Genomic DNA, 19,177 nt, shown 5'->3' with positions numbered 1-19,177 from the left:
AACCTCCCCCCCCAGCCACTGGACGAGCCATAGCTACCGCGCCCCATATTGCTTAAAATAATGGCATCCCAAATGCTGAAACCATCCTGTTTTCGCCCGCCAGAGCCGTTGCCTTTACCACCGTTACGCTTGTTTTTAGATAAGGCAATAAGGACAATAACAAACAGTATAAAAAGAAAAGGAAAAAATGCCGAAACAGGTGAACCGTTTTTAGGTTTGGGAGTGCTTTGGTATTCGCCTTGCAAGACCTCAAAAATGGCATCGGCGCCTTTGTCTAGCCCACTGTAAAAATCACCGCGTTTAAATTCGGGGATAATAATGTTTCTTACGAGCTCTCCGGTAATTCCCGCAGTTAATTTATGTTCTACACCATAGCCTGGAGAAATCCATATTTTTCTGTCGTTGTTTGCCAATAGTATAAAAACACCATTGTCCTCTTTGGCTTGTCCAATACCCCATTTATGTGCCCAACGCGGGGCCAAAAGACCAATGTTTTCTCCTTTTGTAGTTGCAATAATGGCTATTACAATTTGTGTTGAGGTGGTGTCGGAATACCGAATAAGTTTTCTCTCGAGTTGTGTTTTTTGCGAATCTGAAAGTAGGTTAACATAATCGTAAACACTAGTTTGTTCTTTGGGGATATCGGGGATATTAAACTGTGAAAACCCGTAGCTCCAACCAAATAAACAGACCAAGAAAAATAAAATGGTCTTTATTTTTATGGGTGTGTATGATAATGTTAATTGGGGCATGGTTTATCCTTTAGAAATATCGTTAGGTAATTCGTTAACGTCTGTATGGTGCCAAGGAAAATAGGTTTCCAATGCTTGCCCGGCTTTTAAAATGCCTTCTACAAGTCCTTGTTTAAAGTGGCCATGTTTAAAGTGTTCTTGAATAATATTCTTGGTATCGTTCCAGAAATCTTTAGACACGACATCGTTAATCCCTTTATCGCCATAAATTACAAATGTGTGATCTGCTACGGCTACATAAATTAACACGCCATTTTGCAGTTTGGTATTGTCCATTTTTAAATAATGGAACACTTCTAAGGTGCGTTGAAAGGCTTCTTTTTTTCCAGAAGATTTTTCTATATGCACCCTAATCTCACCAGAAGTATTCATTTCGGCTTGTCTAATGGCGTTTATAATATCCTGCTCTTCTTCGGGAGTGAGAAAATCCTCTACTTTAGACATGGTTATTCGAAATCAAATTCTACATCAACAGGTTGTTCTGCACCAGCTTCTGCATCAAAATAAGGTTTGCCTTCAAAATTAAACATACCTGCTAAAACAGAGTTAGGGAATTTTTTAACATGATTGTTGTAAGGCTTAATAGCTTCGTTATAACGCGTTCTAGCGGTTTGTATGGTGTTTTCTGTGCTGGTTAACTCGTCCTGCAGTTTTAAAAAGTTTTGGTTGGCTTTTAGTTCTGGATAACGTTCCACGGTTACCAATAAACTTTTTAAAGCACCACTTAAGCCACCTTGAACTTGATTATATTGTGCTAATTGTTCTGGTGTAATGTTATTAGGATCAATACTTATAGATGTTGCTTTAGATCGGGCTTCAATAACATCGGTTAAGGTTTTTCGTTCAAAATCGGCAGCGCCTTTTACGGTATTTACAAGGTTACCTATAAGGTCGTTACGACGCTGGTAAGAGGTTTGAACATTTCCCCAGGCTTCACTTACATTTTCGTTAAGTTCTATTGCAGTATTATTAAATCCTACGGCCCAATTGTAAAGGCCAAAACCAACAACGGCTAGGATAATAACGGGAATAAGCCATTTTTTCATAATAGAGATTTTATTAGTGTTAGTGATATAATTTTTATGACACTCTATAAGTAGTGTAAACACGAAAAAAGTTACAGCTGCTCTTTAATTTTAATAAGCTGTGCTTTAATGCTTTCTAATTTACTTATAATTTCGAAATTACTAAGGGATTTTTTCTTTTCTTCTTTTAGGTGGGTTTTTGCACCTTCTAAAGTAAAACCTCGCTCCTTGACCAGATGATATATAAATTTAAGATTTTTTATATCGTCTTGGGAAAATTTCCTATTGCCCTTGGCGTTTTTTTTGGGTTTAAGCACGTCGAACTCTTTCTCCCAAAACCGAATTAGAGAGGGGTTAACATTAAAGGCCTTAGCAACTTCGCCTATGCTGTAATAGCGTTTTTCTGGAAGTTCGATATGCATTAGTCAAGCGATTGGTTTTCTAACGAAGCGTGCTCTAAAAGCTCGTTAAACTCTTCGGCAGTTAAACTTCCGTAGTAGAAGTTTATGGGGTTTATACGCTTATCGTTTTTAAAAATCTCGTAGTGAAGGTGGGGGGCTTGCGAGCGCCCAGAGCTTCCTACAAAGCCAATAAGGTCGCCGCGCTTTACCTTTTGGTTTTTGCGAACATTGTACTTGTACAGGTGGGCATAAAGGCTTACGTAGCCATAGCCGTGATCTATTCTTATGTGTCGCCCGTATCCAGACGAATTGCTATCTGCCCGGGTAACAACACCATCGCCAGAAGCGTAAATAGGGGTGCCCCTAGGTGCTGTGAAATCCATACCCCAGTGCATTTTTCTGGCTTTGGTAAATGGGTCGGTACGCATGCCATAGCCCGAAGCCATTCTAGTTAAATCTTCATTGCTTACAGGTTGTATGGCTGGAATAGAAGAGAGTAGCTTTTCTTTGTCCTCGGCCAATTTGGTAATGTCGTCTAGCGATTTCGATTGAATAACAATTTGCTTTTGCAACACGTCTAAACGTTTGTTGGTCTCGATAATTAACTTCGAATTGTCGAAACCTTCCAGGCTTTTATACCGGTTTATCCCACCAAAACCTGCTTTGCGTTGTTCTTCGGGAATAGGATTGGCTTCAAAATACAATCTGTAAATGTTATTGTCACGTTCTTGTACATTTTGTAGCACAGCCTCTGTTTGTGCCATTTTTTTATTAAGTAATTCGTACTGCAACTGCATGTTGGCCAATTCGCGTTTTAAAGCGCGCTCTTTTGGCGATTCGATGTATTGACTGGCAATAAAAACAAACAAAAAACCAAACAGGGCAGCGGCTAAAACGAACATGGAAATATACTTGGCGGTACGCCTTTTTTTGCGCTCTATTTTCCTATAGGAAAGGGTTTCTGGATCGTAATAATATTTTACCTTACTCATTGCCTAATTTTACTATTTTTGCATGGTATAAATCACATCTGTAAGCTAGGATGTGAAAAATCAAACGACCAAAGATAAAAATTGTTTCGCACATTAGATAATTTTAACACAAGCTTGACAAAGTAATAGAGTATGAAATCCCAAGAAATACGATCAAAATTTTTAAGTTTTTTTGAAGCCAAGAAGCACCTTATTGTGCCCTCGGCACCAATGGTAACCAAAGACGACCCAACCTTGATGTTTGTCAATTCGGGAATGGCACCGTTTAAAGAGTATTTTTTAGGAAATACCCAACCTAAAAGTAAGCGTATTGCCGATACCCAAAAATGCTTAAGAGTTTCTGGGAAACACAACGACCTAGAAGAGGTTGGCTACGATACGTACCACCACACCCTATTTGAAATGCTAGGCAACTGGAGCTTTGGCGATTACTTTAAAAAAGAAGCTATAGATTGGGCTTGGGAACTGCTTACAGAGGTTTTTAAGGTTAATAAAGATATTTTGTACGTAACGGTTTTTGAAGGAGACGACGAAGAAGGCATTCCTATGGACCAAGAGGCTTACGATTTTTGGAAAGCCATAATACCCGAAGACCGCATTTTAATGGGGAATAAGAAGGATAATTTCTGGGAAATGGGCGACCAAGGGCCTTGCGGGCCATGTAGCGAAATACATGTAGACATCCGTTCGGAAGCAGAAAAAGCAAAAGTTTCAGGAAAAGAGTTGGTAAACCAAGACCATCCACAAGTGGTAGAAATCTGGAATTTGGTATTCATGCAGTACAACCGTAAAGCCAATGGATCTCTAGAAAACTTGCCAAACAAACACATCGATACCGGTATGGGCTTCGAGCGTTTGTGTATGGTGTTGCAAGGGGTACAGAGTAATTACGATACCGATGTGTTTACGCCGCTAATTCGCGAAATAGAAACCATTACAAACAATAAATACGGCAAAGACGAAGCGGTTAATGTGGCCATTCGTGTAATTTCAGACCACGTGCGTGCTGTGGCCTTTTCTATAGCAGACGGGCAGTTGCCGAGTAATGCAGGAGCGGGCTATGTTATCCGTCGTATTTTGCGCCGTGCCATTCGCTATGGATTTACGTTCTTAAATAAAAAAGAACCGTTTATTTATAAGTTGGTCGAAACCCTTTCAGCACAAATGGGCACCGCATTTCCAGAGCTTAAAAGTCAAAAAACACTTATAGAGAATGTCATTAGAGAAGAAGAACTTTCTTTTTTAAGAACCTTGGACCAAGGCTTGTTGTTGTTAGATCGTGTAATGGAAGACACCAAGGCGCAAACCATTTCTGGAACAAAAGCCTTTGAGCTTTACGATACCTATGGTTTCCCGTTGGATTTAACACAGTTAATTGCCCGCGAAAAAGGCTATACTATAGATGCCGAAGGATTTAATACCGAAATGAAAAAACAAAAAGACCGTTCGCGTCAAGCTTCTGCTTCAGAAACCACAGATTGGGTGGTGTTAAAAGAAGACGATGTAGAGGAATTTGTAGGATACGATAGGTTGAAAGTTGATGTTCGCATTACCAGATACAGAAAAGTTACCACCAAAAAAGAAGGCGAACAATACCAATTGGTGTTTAATATGACGCCGTTTTATCCAGAAGGTGGTGGGCAAGTAGGCGATAAAGGCCACATAGAAGGCGCTAATGGCGACGTGGTTTATATTTTAGATACCAAGAAAGAAAACAATGTTATCATTCATTTCACCAAAAACCTTCCTAAGTATCTTACCGATAGCTTTAAGGCTGTGGTAAACGAAGAGGCAAGGCATTTAACCGCTTGCAACCATACGGCAACGCACTTATTGCACCAAGCGTTAAGAAGCGTGTTGGGCGATCATGTAGAGCAGAAAGGCTCTTTGGTAAAAGCCAAGGGCTTGCGTTTTGATTTCTCGCATTTTTCTAAGCTTGATAAAAGCCAATTGCAGCAAGTTGAGGATTTTGTAAATGCAAGAATTCGCGAAAATATTCCTTTAGAAGAAAAACGTAACATCCCTATGCAAGAAGCTTTAGATGCCGGGGCTATGGCGCTTTTTGGAGAAAAATATGGCGATAGTGTACGAGCCATAAAGTTTGGGAACTCTATAGAACTTTGTGGGGGTACGCATGTTAATGAAACCGGAAAAATATGGTATTTTAAGATTACCTCAGAAAGTGCTGTGGCTTCCGGAATACGCCGTATAGAAGCCATTACAAACGAAGAGGTGGGGGATTACTTTATTGCAATTGACAAAGATTACCAAGTGTTAAAAGAGGTGCTTAAAAGCCCTAAAAACCCTGTAGATGCCGTAAAAAGTATTCAAGAGGAGAATGCGGCATTAAAAAAGGAAATAGAAGGCTTGTTAAAGGACAAAGCCAAAACCCTTAAAGGCGATTTAAAAAGTGAACTAACCCAGGTAAACGGATTGCAATTTTTGGCCAAACAAGTGGACTTAGATTCGGCAAGTATAAAAGATATTTGTTTCGAGTTGGGAAGCCAATTCGACAACCTGTTTTTGTTGTTTGGAGCCAACCAAAACGACAAGGCTATTTTAACCTGCTATATTTCTAAAGAGGTAGTTGCCGAAAGAGGCTTGAATGCCGGGCAAATTGTACGGGAGTTAGGAAAGTATATTCAAGGCGGTGGCGGTGGCCAACCATTTTTTGCTACTGCTGGAGGGAAAAATACCGATGGTATAAAAGAGGCTTTAGAAGTAGTTGAAGAGTATTTAAAGTAATTTGATTTTTTAATATTTATTGTTATGTTAGACCTTTTAATTTTAAAAATAGATTATATGAGAAAACTCGTTTTCACACTTTTTGCAGTACTTTTAATAACCTTATCATCTTGTTCTAGTGATGACTCACCAGAAAGTAGTAATCCACCTGTTTCAAGTGCAGATGTGTTATTAACCAAAATCACAGAAACTTATGACGATGGTACTAGCGCAAGCATAAATTTTTCTTATGAAGGTAACAAGATTATTAGTGCTTTTAGTGAAGGATATGAAGAAACATATACTTATACAGGTGATTTGCTAACTCAAATAAATGAATATGAAGAAGGGGCTTTAATCTCTCAAACAGTTCTTGAATATGATTCCCAAGATAGACTCAGAACAGAAGTATATACTTCGGGTAATATTAATCAGACGAATGAATATACTTATAATGAAGACGGAACAATCACAATGAATGAAAATGATGTTAATACTTATATATTAACATTTAATAATGGGAATTTAATGTCTGAGGATCATGTTGATGGGAATCAGGATTATACATTTACTTACGATGATAAAAAGAGCCCGTTTTATAACATATTTCAAAGAAGCGTATTTAGTTTGGTAGGAAGTTTTGAGGCATATAAAAACAATGTGTTAAGTTATGTGAATACTGGTGGGGCGACTTTATCAGATGGTTTTACAAACACATTTACCTATAATGCTAATGGCTTTCCTGAGACTGGTGTTACAATCTATGAACCAGGTACAGTAAACGAAGAAACAATATTACTTCAGTTTTTTTATGAATAGAAAGTAAAGTGTTATTTTGAAGATTAAAATCCTCAAGCTTATTTATAATGTGCGAGGATTTTTTATTTTAGATAAAATGAAATTTTAAATGAAACTACAAACAACCATACCGCTAGTAAAACAACAGCATAATCAAATAGATTATCATGCAAAGTTGCTTTTGTTGGGGTCTTGTTTTGTAGAGCACATGGGAGAGAAATTAGATTATTTTAAGTTTCAAACCCTTCAAAATCCGTTTGGAATCTTATTTCAGCCCTTGGCAATAGAGCATTTAATGGCCCATGCAATCAACGGGAAAACCTACACCGATGAAGCTGTTTTTTTCCTAAACGAACAATGGCATAGTTTTGAGGCGCATTCCAAATTAAGTTCACCTTCAAAAGAAGAATTATTACAGAAATTAAACCAGCAAACAACGGTAACTAAACAATGGTTAAATTCGGCGTCTCATATCCTTATTACTTTAGGAACCGCTTGGGTTTATAGGCATAAAGAAACCAATGCAATTGTGGCCAATTGCCATAAAGTGCCGCAAAAGCAATTTCAAAAAGAATTATTATCTATAGCTGCTATTGTCGAATCTTTAGAGGCTATTTTAGTATTGATAAAAGCCTGTAATCCTAAAGCGAAAGTAATTTTTACAGTCTCGCCTGTAAGACATTTAAAAGATGGATTTGTAGAGAATACACAAAGCAAAGCACATTTGGTTTCAGCAATTCACCAGGTTGTAAACAGGGCACAGAGTCATTATTTTCCTTCTTATGAAATAATGATGGACGAGCTTCGCGATTATCGGTTTTATGCCAAGGATATGGTTCATCCTAACGATGTGGCAATCAATTATATTTGGGAGCGGTTTAAAAACACTTGGATTGCAGATGCTGCACAACCCACAATGAAAACCGTTGCCGAGATCCAAAAAGGGCTTTCCCATAGGCCTTTCAACCCAAATTCTGAGGCACACCAAGCGTTTCTTCAAACCTTAGCGCACAAAAAGTCTCGGTTGCTAGAAAAGTTTCCATACATAACCTTTTAATTATAAGAAAATTGAGGCGAAACGGGCGTGGCCATACTTTAATTTATTAAAGGCAAAATATCTTGGCGCACTTTTACATTTAATCTTTATAATAAAGTATTTTGTCGAAATTTTTTTTAATAGATAATGCTTTTAACTATATTTAATATGCTATTGATCAACGTTAAGAAAACACCAATTTTTAAATCTTTTTAGAGTATTTAAATTGGTGTTTTTTGCGTTATTAAACAAGCACCCATAGTTACAGGTTTTTAGAGGTGTTACGTGGTGTTTTAATCGCTAAAAAAGCATTTAACCTTAATTTAAAGTTTAGGTAAAGCACGGTGCTTGTTAAGGATGTACATTTGCCTTGCTATTAATTATTTGAAGGAATTAGCATTGGTTAGGCTTCACTGTCGAAGCAACTGGTGCTTTTTTTGTATTTTAGGGGCATGAGAAAAATTCTTTTTGGGGTAGTCGTAACGCTAATGGTGCTTTTTACCTTCAGGTATTGTAGCGTTAAAGCGGCCGAAGAAAATCAGCTTAAAACGAGTTCGGCATTAATTGAAAAGCAGGTGAAGCACGTTGGGAAATTGGTGGTAACCGAAGGACATTTTAGTCAGGTTTTTAATTATAAAAACGCCAAGGCATATTTTGGCGATTGGCTAAACGCCGAAAAAAAAGCCCTTGTGGTGGTGAATGCAGAAGTGTCTGTTCTCTACGATTTAAGTCTGTTGGAATACAATATAGACGAAACCACAAAAACATTAGAGATTACGCACATTCCCAAAGAAGAAATTAAAATACACCCCGAACTGGAATATTACGATGTTCAGGCCGATTTTTTTAATCCCTTTCAAGCCGAGGATCATAATAAAATCAGGGAGCAGGTAAAACAAGCGTTGCTTAAAAAAATAGAAAGCTCGGGCTTGAAGGCCAACGCAAAAAACCGATTGCTTAGCGAGTTGTCTAAATGTTACATTCTTACCAGCAGTTTGGGGTGGACATTAAAGTATCATGAAAACCCCATAACCAGCCAAGAGCAATTGCAGACTATAAAATTATAGTTTGCGTTCTAGGCTTTTCCAGCCACCACCATTTATGGCATCTAAATTATTAAGGGTCAAAAATTTTGCCGCTTTGGCAGAGCGAACCCCACTGGCACAGCACACAATTAAGGGCTTGTCTATTCGTTTAAGTTCTTCAACACGGCGGTTAAGCTCGTCTAAAGGAATGTGTTTCGAGCCATTAATATGCCCATTGCGGTATTCTTCAAGAGTGCGTACATCCAAAATAATGGCGCCCCGATTTAAGTAAGTTTGTATTTTTTTGTCTCTATTACCGAATAAAAACGATAAAAATCCCATAGTGTTTCTTTTTGTATAAATTTACGGTTAAATAATAACAATTGAAATTGAAAGCCGAAACCCGTAAAAGCGAAATTATACAAACAGCAGCCAAATTGTTTAAAGAAAAAGGCTATAGCGCCGTAACCATGCGCGATATAGCTGCCGAAATGGGCATAAAAGCTGCTAGCTTATACAATCATATTACTTCTAAGCAGGAAATTTTAAAGGAAATTATTATTTCTCTTGCCGAAACCTTTACCCTAGGCCTACAAGATATTCAAAAGTCCGACTCCAGTAGCATTAAAAAACTGCAGGATATTGTAAGGCTTCACGTAAGCATTGCCTCGCAAAACACCTACGAAATGGCTTCGCTTAACAACGATTGGATGCACCTCGAAGAAAAGCTTAAGTATTATTTGGAATTGCGTTTAAACTACGAGGCCGAATTTAGGAACATCATAGCGCAAGGAGTAAAAAACAACGAAATTGTTAATGGGAATGTCGAGGTCATGCTATTTTCAATCTTATCTACATTACGATCCCTTTATTTGTGGATCCCTAAAAAAGAGGAGCTTAATGTAGAAAACCTCTCCGAACAATTAAGCCAGGTGCTCATAAACGGAATTAACAATAAAATCAATTAATTTTTGTAATTTTGTCAAGCAAACTAACAGTTGTTAGTTTTTTTAGGCTTGGCAGGAATTGTGCCAGTCTTTTTTCTGCAGCTAACATGTTAAAACATAATGGCTGTAGGAGCTGAGTTTTAATAAAATAGACGTGTAATATAAAGCTACCTGCTTGTACAGGTAAGATATGGCAGAATTTCATAAACTAAAAGTAAAAGACATTTACAAAGATACCAAGGATACTTCGGTGGTGTCTTTCGAAGTTCCAGAGCAACTTCAAGAAACATTCAGGTTCTCGCAAGGGCAACATTTAACGCTTAAAACGTTAATCAATGGCGAAGATGTGCGTCGTTCGTATTCACTGTGTTCAAGTCCGTTTGATAACGAGTGGAAGGTTGCTGTAAAGGAAATTCCAGGAGGAAAGTTCTCAACCTATGTAAATAGTACGTTAAAAGCAGGAGACGAGCTAGAGGTTATGGCACCCAGCGGAACATTTGGAGTAGAATGCAATGCAGAAAACGCTAAAAACTACTTGTTCTTCGCTGCAGGGAGTGGCATCACGCCAATTATGTCTATGATTAAGACGCATTTAGCCGAAGAACCTAACTCAACTTGCAAGCTGTTTTATGTGAATAAAACGGCAAAATCCATTATCTTTAAGGAAGCATTAGAGCAATTAAGAAATACCTACTTTGGGCGGTTGGAAATTTATTATTTCCTAACCAAGGAAAAACGCGATATCGACCTGTTTAATGGGCGTTTTGATGATGATAAAATGAAAGTGCTCACCAAAACCTTTATCGATATTCCAGATACTAGCGAAGTGTTTTTGTGTGGACCAGAAGACATGGTGGACTACGTAAGTGCCTATTTGGCCAATGCCGGACTGCCAAAACACTTAATTCACTTCGAGCTGTTTGTAAAAGGACTAACAGAAGAAGACAAGCGTCGCGTAGAGCGTTTGGCCGAACAGAAAATTGATGGCGTAGAGGTTGTGATTATCGATGGCGGAAAAGAGTTTAGTTTTACAATGCAGCAAGACGACGATAACATTCTGGACGGCGCCCTAACAGCAGGAGCCGATTTGCCGTTTGCTTGTAAAGGCGGCGTTTGTAGTACCTGTAAATGCCAAGTTCTGGAAGGTGAGGTTGAAATGAAAATCAATTACGCATTAGAAGATCACGAAGTCGCACAAAACTATGTGTTAAGCTGTCAAGCAGTACCAACCACAAAAAAAGTGGTGGTCGATTTCGATGTCTAAACTTCCTGCGAAAGCAGGAATCTCATCAAAATAAAACAAAACTCAATGAGTATGTCATTCCGAGCGCAGTCGAGGAATTTCTAAAAACTAAAAACTATTCACTAAATACTAAAATTATGAGTGAAGAACAAATAAAAAGCACTAGGGCAGAGGAAACTCGAAGCCTAGAAGAACAATTTGAAGCGCGTATTGCACGCGACGAGAAAATAGAGCCCAAAGATTGGATGCCGGAAAAATACCGTCAAACGCATATTAGGCAAATCAGTCAGCACGCCCACTCCGAAATTGTGGGGATGTTACCAGAAGGCAATTGGATTACAAGAGCACCTTCTTTAAGACGAAAAGTAGCTCTTTTAGCCAAAGTGCAAGATGAAGCTGGTCACGGATTATACCTATACAGTGCTTGCGAAACATTAGGGATTTCTCGCGACGAGTTGTACGAGCAACTGCATTCAGGTAAGGCGAAATATTCTTCCATATTCAATTACCCAACAGTAACTTGGGCAGATATGGGGGCTATAGGTTGGTTGGTAGATGGTGCAGCCATTATCAATCAAGTACCACTTTGTAGCACGTCTTTTGGCCCTTACGCCAGAGCCATGGTACGTGTGTGTAAGGAAGAAAGTTTTCACCAACGTCAAGGTTACGAAATTATGCTAAAGCTTTGTAATGGAGCACCAGAGCAAAAAGAAATGGCGCAAGATGCACTTAACCGTTGGTGGTGGCCAAGTTTAATGATGTTTGGCCCTACAGATGCCGAGTCTACACACACCGAGCAATCCATGAAATGGAAGCTGAAACGTAAAACCAATGACGAGTTACGTCAGCAGTTTATTGACCAAACCGTGCCACAGGCTGATATTTTAGGATTAACAATTCCAGACCCAGATTTGAAATGGAACGAAGAGCGGCAGAGTTATGATTTCGGGGAAATTGATTGGGATGAATTCTGGCAAGTTGTAAAAGGTCATGGCCCAATGAACAAAGCAAGAATGAAAGCAAGAGTTGGTGCTTGGGAGCGTGGCGAGTGGGTTCGCGATGCAGCAATGGCTCATGCAGAAAAACAACAAGAAAGAAAAGAAAAAGAAGCAGTATAATATTAACGATTGAAGATTTATGATTAACGAATTCAGATTAAAAAAGTTCAACAATCAACAATCAACAATCAACAATCAACAATCATTATGTCAAACAAAAAAAACTGGCCACTTTGGGAGGTTTTCGTAAGAAGTAAAAACGGATTGGAGCACCGCCACTTTGGTAGTCTACATGCTGCCGATGCAGAAATGGCTCTAGAAAATGCACGCGATGTGTACACCAGAAGAAACGAAGGCGTAAGCATTTGGGTTGTAGAGAGTAAACACATTACCGCATCAAACCCAGAGCACAATGGCGAATTGTTCGAACCGGCGCAAGATAAGGTATATCGCCACCCAACGTTTTACGATTTGCCAGATGAGGTAAAGCATATGTAGGGTGAAAATGAAGATGAAGGCGAAACCAAAGGTGGAAATGTTTTTGAATGAAAAAGTATGATTTGGATAGTAGGCTTGAAGATTTTGCCGCTTCAATTATTCTTTTTTATAATAAAAAGCCGTTTAGCTATTCAGCAGATTATTTAGCTAAACAACTCATTCGATCTTCGTGCTCATCTGCTTTAAATTTTGGAGAATACCTCGGTGCAGCATCAGATAAGGATAAAGCAAATAAGTTGCGATTAACGCTCAAGGAATTGAGAGAGTGTTTAAGGAACATAAATATCCAAATTAAGGCAAGCTTATTTGAAATTGAAAAATTAGAACCATTACGAAATGAAAACGACGAACTGATAAGAATTGTAGCAACGATATTAAACGTTATTAATTTCGTCTTCGAATTCAGCTTCATCTTCGTCTTCAAAAGAAAACTATGAACAAAAATCTATACAACTACATCCTAGGTATCGCAGACAACAGTTTAATTCTGGGTCAGCGATTAGGAGAGCTTTGCGGTCACGGCCCAAGTTTAGAAACCGATATCGCGTGCACCAACATGTCTTTAGATTTATTAGGGCAAGTACGCAGCTACTATCAGTATGCCGCTAAAATTGCAGGAGATGGCAGAACCGAAGACGATATTGCCATGCTTCGTAAAGAACACGAATACTTTAATGTGCTTTTGGTAGAACAACCCAATACCGATTTTGGCTATACCATTGCCAGACAATTCTTGTTTGATGTGTACCACTTTTTAATGTTGACCGAACTGGAAAAAAGCACCGATTTAAACCTGTCTGCCATAGCAAAAAAAGCAATTAAGGAAGCGAGTTACCACAAGCGGTTTTCATCCGATTGGATAAAGCGATTAGGCGACGGAACCGATGAAAGCCACGAGCGCATTCAAGCAGCAATAAACGATTTATGGACCTATACCGACGAACTGTTTCATCAAACCGAAGCCGATAAAGCTATGGTAGAAGAAGGTGTGGGAGTAGATGTTACCAAATTAAAAGACGCTTATTACGAAGAAGTAAAAACTGTATTGGAAACAGCAACCATAGAAGTTCCTGAAAGCAAGTATTTTCAAAAAGGTGGCAAACAAGGCATCCATACAGAACATATGGGGTATTTGTTGGCCGACTTGCAATACATGCAACGCACCTATCCAAATATGGAGTGGTAATAACTTCCTGCGAAATCGAAGATTCACGAATTCAATTAAATGAAATAAGGATCAATGAGTAAAGCAGGAATCTAAAATCGAAATCGAAACTGAAGACGAAGATGAAATCGAAAAAGAAAGTTTCAATATTATAATTCTAATTGTCCCCTTGAGGGGATTTTAGGGGTGTTTTAAGATTTAATTTTGACAACAACAGAACAACATATCGACCCAAAACTGGTAAAAATTTTAGAGTCTATTTCAGATCCTGAAATCCCGGTATTGTCCATTATGGATATGGGCGTTGTACGTTCGGCAGTTGTTGAAAATGGTGTGGTTCAGGTTAAAATCACACCAACCTATAGCGGTTGCCCAGCAATGGATGTGATTGGAGACGATATTAAAGCAGCGCTAAAAACAGCAGGATATGAGTCAGATGTTGAACTCATTCTGCACCCAGCTTGGACAACCGATTGGATTACAGAGCGCGGCCGAAAAGCTTTGGAAAAATACGGCATAGCAGCACCACTAGAAGCCGAAGCCGATAAGGATGTGTTGCTTCATGGTAAGCAATTGGTAAAGTGCCCGCAATGCGGAAGCAAAAACACAAGAATGATTAGTCAGTTTGGTTCAACGGCCTGTAAAGCACAGTTTCAGTGCAACGATTGCCAAGAACCCTTCGATTATTTTAAGTGTTTGAAATAGCAGGTTATTCAGAGCGTAAGCGAAGAATTTCAGAAAAAGAAACGAGTTGTCATTCCGAACGAAGTGAAGGAATCTCAAAAAACAGATTGCCACGTTCTTCGTCCTCGCAATGACAATCGGAAAGATTTATCATCTTGAACTGGCACATTGAGTTTGTCGAAGTGTTGATTCGGGATTAAAAAAATAAAATATAGGTATGAGCAGCAATTCAATTCTATTAAAAATTGAAAACAACATAGCGTACATTACGCTCAATAGGCCAGAAGTTTTTAATAGCTTCAACCGGGAAATGGCATTACGCCTACAACAAGTTTTTGACGAGTGCGAAACCAATCCCGAAGTTAGGGCACTGGTTTTAACCGGCAACGGAAAAGCCTTTTGTGCAGGCCAAGACTTAAAAGAAGTAACGAGTCCCGAATTAAACCCTGGATTCAAAAAAATTCTAGAGGAACACTACAACCCCATTATTACCAGAATAAGAAACATTAAAAAACCTATTGTTGGTGCGATTAATGGTGTAGCGGCAGGTGCCGGAGCAAACATTGCTTTGGCGTGCGATGTGGTTGTGGCCCACGAAAAAGTAAGCTTTATTCAAGCGTTTAGCCTCATTGGGTTGATTCCTGATAGTGCTGGAACCTTTTTCTTGCCACGGTTAATCGGCTTTCAAAAAGCATCAGCTCTGGCCATGCTAGGCGATAAAGTCTCTGCCGATGAAGCTGAAAAAATGGGCATGATTTACAACGTTTTTCCATTAGAAAATTTTGAAGAAGAAGTAAATAAACTAGCCTTAAAACTCGCTAATATGCCAACATTAGCTTTAGGGAAAATTAAGGAAGCGTTTAATCAATCTTTAACCAATAATTTAGAAGAGCAATTAGCATTAGAATCAAAATTACAAATCGAAGCAGCTCAAACTAAAGATTACGAAGAAGGCGTTTCAGCTTTTGTAGAAAAACGTAAACCAACTTTTAAAGGAAAATAATGAACGATTGGAGATTTTTGATGTTAGAATTAAGATTTTAAACGGATAGCTATATAATGAGACCAAATCAGTTAGAAGATAGGCTTATTCAATTTGCAATAGATGTTATTCTTTTGTGTAAATCTATTGATAAATCCTTTGCTTCCGAGCACTTGACGAAGCAATTAATTCGTTCAGCTACATCTTCTGCATTAAATTATGGTGAGGCAAGAAGTGGTGAATCTACAAGAGATTTTTTGCATAAAATGAAAATTTGTCTGAAAGAATTAAGAGAATCTTACATTAATCTTAGAATTCAAAAAGGCGCTAAAACACTTTCAGACGCACAAAATCTTGAAAAATTAATGAAAGAAAATGATGAGTTGATTTCAATATTTGTTTCGAGTATTAAAACAGCATCAATTAAGCTAAAATGATTAACGATTGACGATTTTAGAAGTAAAATCAAAAAAATTATGAACATAGGAATAGAAAATCAAAATTCGAAAATCGACAATCAGCAATCAAAAATGATTGTTGGAATAATAGGAAGTGGAACCATGGGAAGCGGCATTGCGCAAGTAGCTGCTACTGCCGGTAGTACGGTAAAATTATACGACACCAATCAAGCCGCTTTGGATAAAGCCAAAGCGAGTTTAGAAAAAATAATGAGTCGTTTAGTGGAGAAGGGACGTATTGATAACGCTGAAAAAGCGAGAATTCAAAATAGCATTACGTACGTTACCAACTTAAAGGATTTGTCAGATTCCAACCTGACCATTGAGGCCATTATTGAAAATCTAGACATTAAAAAGACCGTCTTTTCAGAATTGGAAAGCTATGTTTCAGACGATTGCATTATTGCATCGAACACCTCTAGTTTATCTATCGCGTCCATCGCATCATCTTTGCAAAAACCAGAACGTTGTGTTGGCATTCACTTTTTTAATCCTGCGCCATTAATGAAATTGGTCGAGGTCATTCCGGCGGTGCAAACCTCAAAAGCGGTGTTGGATCAATCAGTTGAAACGATTACGAACTGGAAAAAAACCGTTGCCGTAGCTAAAGACACGCCTGGATTTATCGTAAATCGCGTGGCACGACCATTTTATGGCGAGTCCTTACGGATTTACGAAGAAGGTATAGCCGATTTTGCCACCATCGATAAGGCATTAAAAACACTGGGAGGGTTTAGAATGGGGCCATTCGAACTCATGGATTTTATTGGAAACGACGTGAATTACACCGTAACCGAAACCGTGTTTACGGCCTTTTATTTCGATCCTAGATACAAACCGAGTTTCACCCAAAAACGCTTAAGCGAAGCAGGCTATTTAGGAAGAAAATCTGGAAAAGGTTACTATAATTACGATCAAAACGGAAAAATCATAAATACTTGTCATCCTGAACTTGATTCAGGATCTCATCAAGCATTAGCTCAAACCATTTTCGATCGCGTTTTAGTAATGCTTATTAACGAAGCCGCAGACGCCTTGTTCTTGAACATTGCATCAGCCGAAGATATTGATAATGCCATGACCAAAGGCGTTAATTATCCTAAAGGTTTGTTGGCCTGGGCAGACGAAAAAGGAATTGATTGGTGTGTGGATACCTTGGATAACCTATACAACGAATATCACGAAGACAGGTACCGTTGTAGCCCCTTGTTGCGAAAAATGAAAAAGAATAATTCAAGATTTTACTAACCAACTAAAATTGAAATTATGAAGGCAACATTAAGAAATATTCTAGCCGTTATAGTAGGAATAGTTATTGGTGGAATGGTTAATATGGGAATTATCACCATTAGCGGTTCCATTATTCCGCCTCCAGAAGGTGCCGATTTGTCTACTACCGAAGGCATAAAAGCCGCAGCAGATTTGTTAGAGGCAAAACATTACATTATGCCATTTTTGGCACATGCCATAGGAACCTTGGTAGGTGCTTTAATAGCGGTGAAAATTGCAGCAACTAGAACGTTTACTATAGCAATGATAATTGGAGGTTTCTTTTTATTGGGAGGCATTGCAGCAGCATTCATGATTCCAGCACCAACGTGGTTTATAATTTTAGATTTGGCTCTGGCGTACATTCCAATGGCCTGGTTAGGACATAAATTAGCAGAAAAAAACAATAGATTTTGAAAGGCGAACAAATACCACATAAAATGTTATCGCTCGACCCGTTTAGTACGTGGTTGGGCATCGAGATTTTAGAATGCGAAATTGGGCGCTGCCGCGTAGCAATGACGGTTCGTAAGGACATGCTCAACAGCATGGGAAAAGCCCATGGCGGCATTAGCTATGCTTTGGCCGATACAGCTTTTGGGTTTGCTGCAAACACGCACGGCAAGTTTGCCGTATCCATAGAAACCAGCATCAATCACATTGAAGCTTTGGAAGAAGGCGATTATTTGGTTGCCGAATCGGTAATCGAAAACGTGAAAAACAAACTGGGATTTAACATCATAGAAGTTAAACGAGGCAACGAACTGGTAGCACTGTTTAAAGGCGTGGTTTATCGCACACAAAAAAATTGGACAAATGATTAACGATTGGAGAATATCGATTGAAGATTTAAGAAGTATCAGTGAAAACTTCAAAAATCAAGAATCGTAAATCCATAATCTCAAATAATAAAATGGAAGCATATATAATTGACGGTATAAGAACACCAATAGGAAACTACAAAGGCACGTTATCTGCCGTACGTACAGATGATTTAGGCGCCTTGGTCATTTCAGAAATTGTAAAACGAAACCCAAACATCCCAAAAGAAGCATACGACGATGTTATTATGGGCTGTGCCAATCAGGCAGGGGAAGACAACCGTAACGTGGCGCGTATGTGTTCGTTACTGGCGGGATTGCCGTTTACGGTTCCGGGCGAAACGGTAAATCGTTTATGTAGCTCGGGGTTGTCGGCCATTATTCATGCCAATCGCGCTATTAAAGCAGGCGATGGCGACCTCTTTATTTCTGGAGGTGTCGAGAACATGACCAGAGGGCCATACGTCATGGCAAAACCGTCTTCGGCTTTTGGTGGCGATTCAAAACTTTACGATTCCACTTTTGGCTGGCGTTTTGTCAACCCTAAAATGCACGCCATGTATGGCACAGATGGTATGGGAAATACCGCCGAGAACTTGGCGGAAAAATATAACATTTCTCGCGAAGACCAAGATGCATTCGCCTATTGGAGCCAAATGAAAGCCACAAAAGCACAAGAAAATGGGCGTTTGGACAAAGAAATCGTTTCTGTTGAAATTCCACAGCGTAAAAAAGATCCTATTGTTTTTTCAAAAGACGAATTTGTAAAACCAACAACTACCCAGGATATTTTGGCTAAACTGCGTCCCGCTTTCAAAAAAGAAGGTGGTAGCGTAACGGCAGGCAATTCATCAGGATTAAACGATGGTGCTGCCGCAACCATTATTGCTTCAGAAGAAGCTGTAAAAAAATACAACTTAAAGCCGTTGGCTAGAATTGTTAGTTCAGCAGTGGTAGGGGTAGAGCCAAGAGTTATGGGCATTGGTCCTGTAGAAGCTTCTAATAAAGCCTTGGCAAAAGCCGGTTTAACCATGGACGATATGGATGTTATTGAATTAAACGAAGCCTTTGCTGCACAGGCTTTAGCATGCACACGTGCTTGGGGCTTGGCAGACAACGACCCAAGGCTAAACCCTAACGGCGGGTCTATTGCCATAGGTCACCCACTGGGCGTTACCGGAGCAAGAATTGCCTATTCGGCAGCCTTGGAGCTACAAGAGCAAAATAAGCGCTATGCTCTAGTTACCATGTGTGTTGGTGTTGGACAAGGCTATGCGGCTGTGATTGAACGAGTTCCTGCGTAGGCAGGGCGGAATCTTTTAATAAAGATGAAGGAACTCTGGTAGTATATATAATGGC

Annotated in this window: 23 protein-coding genes; 17 read left to right on the top strand and 6 right to left on the bottom strand. The window is 39.1% G+C overall.

Translation table 11 applies throughout. The annotated features are described in order from the left end of the window. From IA57_RS02185 to IA57_RS02165, 5 genes are all read right to left on the bottom strand, one after another. The coding region (locus IA57_RS02185; protein WP_131505665.1) for a TPM domain-containing protein at positions 1-752 on the bottom strand (752 nt) is incomplete at its 3' end. Positions 753-755: 3 nt separating this feature from the next. Then, positions 756-1,196 carry a TPM domain-containing protein gene (locus IA57_RS02180; protein ID WP_036118649.1) on the bottom strand — a complete coding sequence of 147 codons (441 nt, stop codon included), beginning with the start codon at positions 1,194-1,196 and terminating at the stop codon, positions 756-758. 2 nt (positions 1,197-1,198) lie between these two features. After that, complete coding sequence (locus IA57_RS02175) at positions 1,199-1,798, bottom strand: LemA family protein (protein WP_036118646.1); 600 nt, start codon at positions 1,796-1,798, stop codon at positions 1,199-1,201. Between the two features lie 71 nt (positions 1,799-1,869). Beyond that, positions 1,870-2,199, bottom strand: coding sequence for a MerR family transcriptional regulator (locus IA57_RS02170; RefSeq protein ID WP_036118644.1), 330 nt, complete (start codon positions 2,197-2,199; stop codon positions 1,870-1,872). Then, positions 2,199-3,170: a M23 family metallopeptidase gene (locus IA57_RS02165; RefSeq protein ID WP_036118642.1), complete on the bottom strand. Its 972-nt coding sequence runs from the start codon at positions 3,168-3,170 to the stop codon at positions 2,199-2,201. Before IA57_RS02165 ends, IA57_RS02170 begins: the two co-directional genes overlap by 1 nt. Before the next feature lie 132 nt (positions 3,171-3,302). On the opposite strand from IA57_RS02165, the gene alaS reads away from it, so the two are divergent. The 4 genes from alaS (at position 3,303) to IA57_RS02145 (ending at position 8,795) form a co-directional block, all read left to right on the top strand. Then, positions 3,303-5,915 carry an alanine--tRNA ligase gene (alaS, locus tag IA57_RS02160; protein ID WP_036118640.1) on the top strand — a complete coding sequence of 871 codons (2,613 nt, stop codon included), beginning with the start codon at positions 3,303-3,305 and terminating at the stop codon, positions 5,913-5,915. 24 nt (positions 5,916-5,939) lie between these two features. Continuing rightward, the gene (locus tag IA57_RS02155; protein ID WP_036118637.1) at positions 5,940-6,713 is read left to right on the top strand and encodes a hypothetical protein; all 774 of its coding nucleotides are present in this window, start codon (positions 5,940-5,942) and stop codon (positions 6,711-6,713) included. Positions 6,714-6,801: 88 nt separating this feature from the next. Beyond that, entirely contained in the window at positions 6,802-7,749 is a 948-nt protein-coding gene (locus IA57_RS02150) for a GSCFA domain-containing protein (protein ID WP_036118634.1), read from the top strand. Positions 7,750-8,180: 431 nt separating this feature from the next. Then, the gene (locus IA57_RS02145) at positions 8,181-8,795 is read left to right on the top strand and encodes a DUF4230 domain-containing protein (protein WP_036118631.1); all 615 of its coding nucleotides are present in this window, start codon (positions 8,181-8,183) and stop codon (positions 8,793-8,795) included. On the opposite strand, the gene IA57_RS02140 is transcribed toward IA57_RS02145, so the two are convergent. Then, on the bottom strand, positions 8,790-9,095 hold the full coding sequence (locus IA57_RS02140) for a rhodanese-like domain-containing protein (protein ID WP_036118628.1): 306 nt from the start codon (positions 9,093-9,095) through the stop codon (positions 8,790-8,792). The two genes, IA57_RS02145 and IA57_RS02140, sit on opposite strands and share 6 nt — an antisense overlap. A gap of 41 nt (positions 9,096-9,136) precedes the next feature. On the opposite strand from IA57_RS02140, the gene IA57_RS02135 reads away from it, so the two are divergent. The 13 genes from IA57_RS02135 to pcaF all read left to right on the top strand — a co-directional run bounded on the left by IA57_RS02135 (position 9,137) and on the right by pcaF (position 19,122). Beyond that, positions 9,137-9,721, top strand: a complete 585-nt coding sequence (locus tag IA57_RS02135) for a TetR/AcrR family transcriptional regulator (protein ID WP_308418511.1) — start codon at positions 9,137-9,139, stop codon at positions 9,719-9,721. A 169-nt stretch (positions 9,722-9,890) separates the two neighbouring features. Continuing rightward, complete coding sequence (gene paaE / locus IA57_RS02130) at positions 9,891-10,964, top strand: 1,2-phenylacetyl-CoA epoxidase subunit PaaE (protein ID WP_036118622.1); 1,074 nt, start codon at positions 9,891-9,893, stop codon at positions 10,962-10,964. Between the two features lie 116 nt (positions 10,965-11,080). Continuing rightward, positions 11,081-12,061, top strand: coding sequence for a 1,2-phenylacetyl-CoA epoxidase subunit PaaA (gene paaA / locus IA57_RS02125; protein ID WP_036118619.1), 981 nt, complete (start codon positions 11,081-11,083; stop codon positions 12,059-12,061). Between the two features lie 87 nt (positions 12,062-12,148). Continuing rightward, positions 12,149-12,439 (top strand): 1,2-phenylacetyl-CoA epoxidase subunit PaaB, encoded by a 291-nt coding sequence (gene paaB, locus IA57_RS02120; RefSeq protein ID WP_036118616.1) that lies wholly within the window; start codon positions 12,149-12,151, stop codon positions 12,437-12,439. Between the two features lie 47 nt (positions 12,440-12,486). After that, positions 12,487-12,876 (top strand): four helix bundle protein, encoded by a 390-nt coding sequence (locus IA57_RS02115; RefSeq protein ID WP_051880944.1) that lies wholly within the window; start codon positions 12,487-12,489, stop codon positions 12,874-12,876. Next, positions 12,873-13,625, top strand: coding sequence for a 1,2-phenylacetyl-CoA epoxidase subunit PaaC (gene paaC / locus IA57_RS02110; RefSeq protein ID WP_036118614.1), 753 nt, complete (start codon positions 12,873-12,875; stop codon positions 13,623-13,625). Before IA57_RS02115 ends, paaC begins: the two co-directional genes overlap by 4 nt. Positions 13,626-13,808: 183 nt before the next feature. Beyond that, positions 13,809-14,309: a 1,2-phenylacetyl-CoA epoxidase subunit PaaD gene (gene paaD, locus IA57_RS02105; protein ID WP_036118611.1), complete on the top strand. Its 501-nt coding sequence runs from the start codon at positions 13,809-13,811 to the stop codon at positions 14,307-14,309. Between the two features lie 196 nt (positions 14,310-14,505). Continuing rightward, the gene (locus IA57_RS02100) at positions 14,506-15,291 is read left to right on the top strand and encodes an enoyl-CoA hydratase-related protein (RefSeq protein ID WP_036118608.1); all 786 of its coding nucleotides are present in this window, start codon (positions 14,506-14,508) and stop codon (positions 15,289-15,291) included. A 56-nt stretch (positions 15,292-15,347) separates the two neighbouring features. Then, a complete protein-coding gene (locus IA57_RS02095) occupies positions 15,348-15,707 on the top strand; it encodes a four helix bundle protein (protein ID WP_036118606.1) in 360 nt (119 codons plus the stop codon). A gap of 93 nt (positions 15,708-15,800) precedes the next feature. Further along, a complete protein-coding gene (locus tag IA57_RS02090; protein WP_036118755.1) occupies positions 15,801-16,976 on the top strand; it encodes a 3-hydroxyacyl-CoA dehydrogenase NAD-binding domain-containing protein in 1,176 nt (391 codons plus the stop codon). 18 nt (positions 16,977-16,994) lie between these two features. After that, a complete protein-coding gene (locus IA57_RS02085; protein ID WP_036118603.1) occupies positions 16,995-17,414 on the top strand; it encodes a hypothetical protein in 420 nt (139 codons plus the stop codon). Further along, positions 17,411-17,821, top strand: coding sequence for a hotdog fold thioesterase (locus IA57_RS02080; RefSeq protein WP_036118600.1), 411 nt, complete (start codon positions 17,411-17,413; stop codon positions 17,819-17,821). Before IA57_RS02085 ends, IA57_RS02080 begins: the two co-directional genes overlap by 4 nt. Before the next feature lie 89 nt (positions 17,822-17,910). Further along, on the top strand, positions 17,911-19,122 hold the full coding sequence (gene pcaF, locus IA57_RS02075) for a 3-oxoadipyl-CoA thiolase (protein ID WP_036118597.1): 1,212 nt from the start codon (positions 17,911-17,913) through the stop codon (positions 19,120-19,122). Positions 19,123-19,177: the final 55 nt, after the last annotated feature.

The organism is Mangrovimonas yunxiaonensis (genome assembly GCF_000733475.1).
Lineage (GTDB): Bacteria > Bacteroidota > Bacteroidia > Flavobacteriales > Flavobacteriaceae > Mangrovimonas > Mangrovimonas yunxiaonensis.
This window is presented reverse-complemented; position numbering and strand designations above follow the sequence as displayed.

Coding starts and splice junctions, on each gene's coding strand:
- IA57_RS02180 (WP_036118649.1), bottom strand. CDS start 1,196: ATGTCTAAAGTAGAGGATTTTCTCACTCCCGAAGAAGAGCAGGATATT.
- IA57_RS02175 (WP_036118646.1), bottom strand. CDS start 1,798: ATGAAAAAATGGCTTATTCCCGTTATTATCCTAGCCGTTGTTGGTTTT.
- IA57_RS02170 (WP_036118644.1), bottom strand. CDS start 2,199: ATGCATATCGAACTTCCAGAAAAACGCTATTACAGCATAGGCGAAGTT.
- IA57_RS02165 (WP_036118642.1), bottom strand. CDS start 3,170: ATGAGTAAGGTAAAATATTATTACGATCCAGAAACCCTTTCCTATAGG.
- alaS (WP_036118640.1), top strand. CDS start 3,303: ATGAAATCCCAAGAAATACGATCAAAATTTTTAAGTTTTTTTGAAGCC.
- IA57_RS02155 (WP_036118637.1), top strand. CDS start 5,940: ATGTTAGACCTTTTAATTTTAAAAATAGATTATATGAGAAAACTCGTT.
- IA57_RS02150 (WP_036118634.1), top strand. CDS start 6,802: ATGAAACTACAAACAACCATACCGCTAGTAAAACAACAGCATAATCAA.
- IA57_RS02145 (WP_036118631.1), top strand. CDS start 8,181: ATGAGAAAAATTCTTTTTGGGGTAGTCGTAACGCTAATGGTGCTTTTT.
- IA57_RS02140 (WP_036118628.1), bottom strand. CDS start 9,095: ATGGGATTTTTATCGTTTTTATTCGGTAATAGAGACAAAAAAATACAA.
- paaE (WP_036118622.1), top strand. CDS start 9,891: ATGGCAGAATTTCATAAACTAAAAGTAAAAGACATTTACAAAGATACC.
- paaA (WP_036118619.1), top strand. CDS start 11,081: ATGAGTGAAGAACAAATAAAAAGCACTAGGGCAGAGGAAACTCGAAGC.
- paaB (WP_036118616.1), top strand. CDS start 12,149: ATGTCAAACAAAAAAAACTGGCCACTTTGGGAGGTTTTCGTAAGAAGT.
- IA57_RS02115 (WP_051880944.1), top strand. CDS start 12,487: ATGAAAAAGTATGATTTGGATAGTAGGCTTGAAGATTTTGCCGCTTCA.
- paaC (WP_036118614.1), top strand. CDS start 12,873: ATGAACAAAAATCTATACAACTACATCCTAGGTATCGCAGACAACAGT.
- IA57_RS02100 (WP_036118608.1), top strand. CDS start 14,506: ATGAGCAGCAATTCAATTCTATTAAAAATTGAAAACAACATAGCGTAC.
- IA57_RS02095 (WP_036118606.1), top strand. CDS start 15,348: ATGAGACCAAATCAGTTAGAAGATAGGCTTATTCAATTTGCAATAGAT.
- IA57_RS02090 (WP_036118755.1), top strand. CDS start 15,801: ATGATTGTTGGAATAATAGGAAGTGGAACCATGGGAAGCGGCATTGCG.
- IA57_RS02085 (WP_036118603.1), top strand. CDS start 16,995: ATGAAGGCAACATTAAGAAATATTCTAGCCGTTATAGTAGGAATAGTT.
- pcaF (WP_036118597.1), top strand. CDS start 17,911: ATGGAAGCATATATAATTGACGGTATAAGAACACCAATAGGAAACTAC.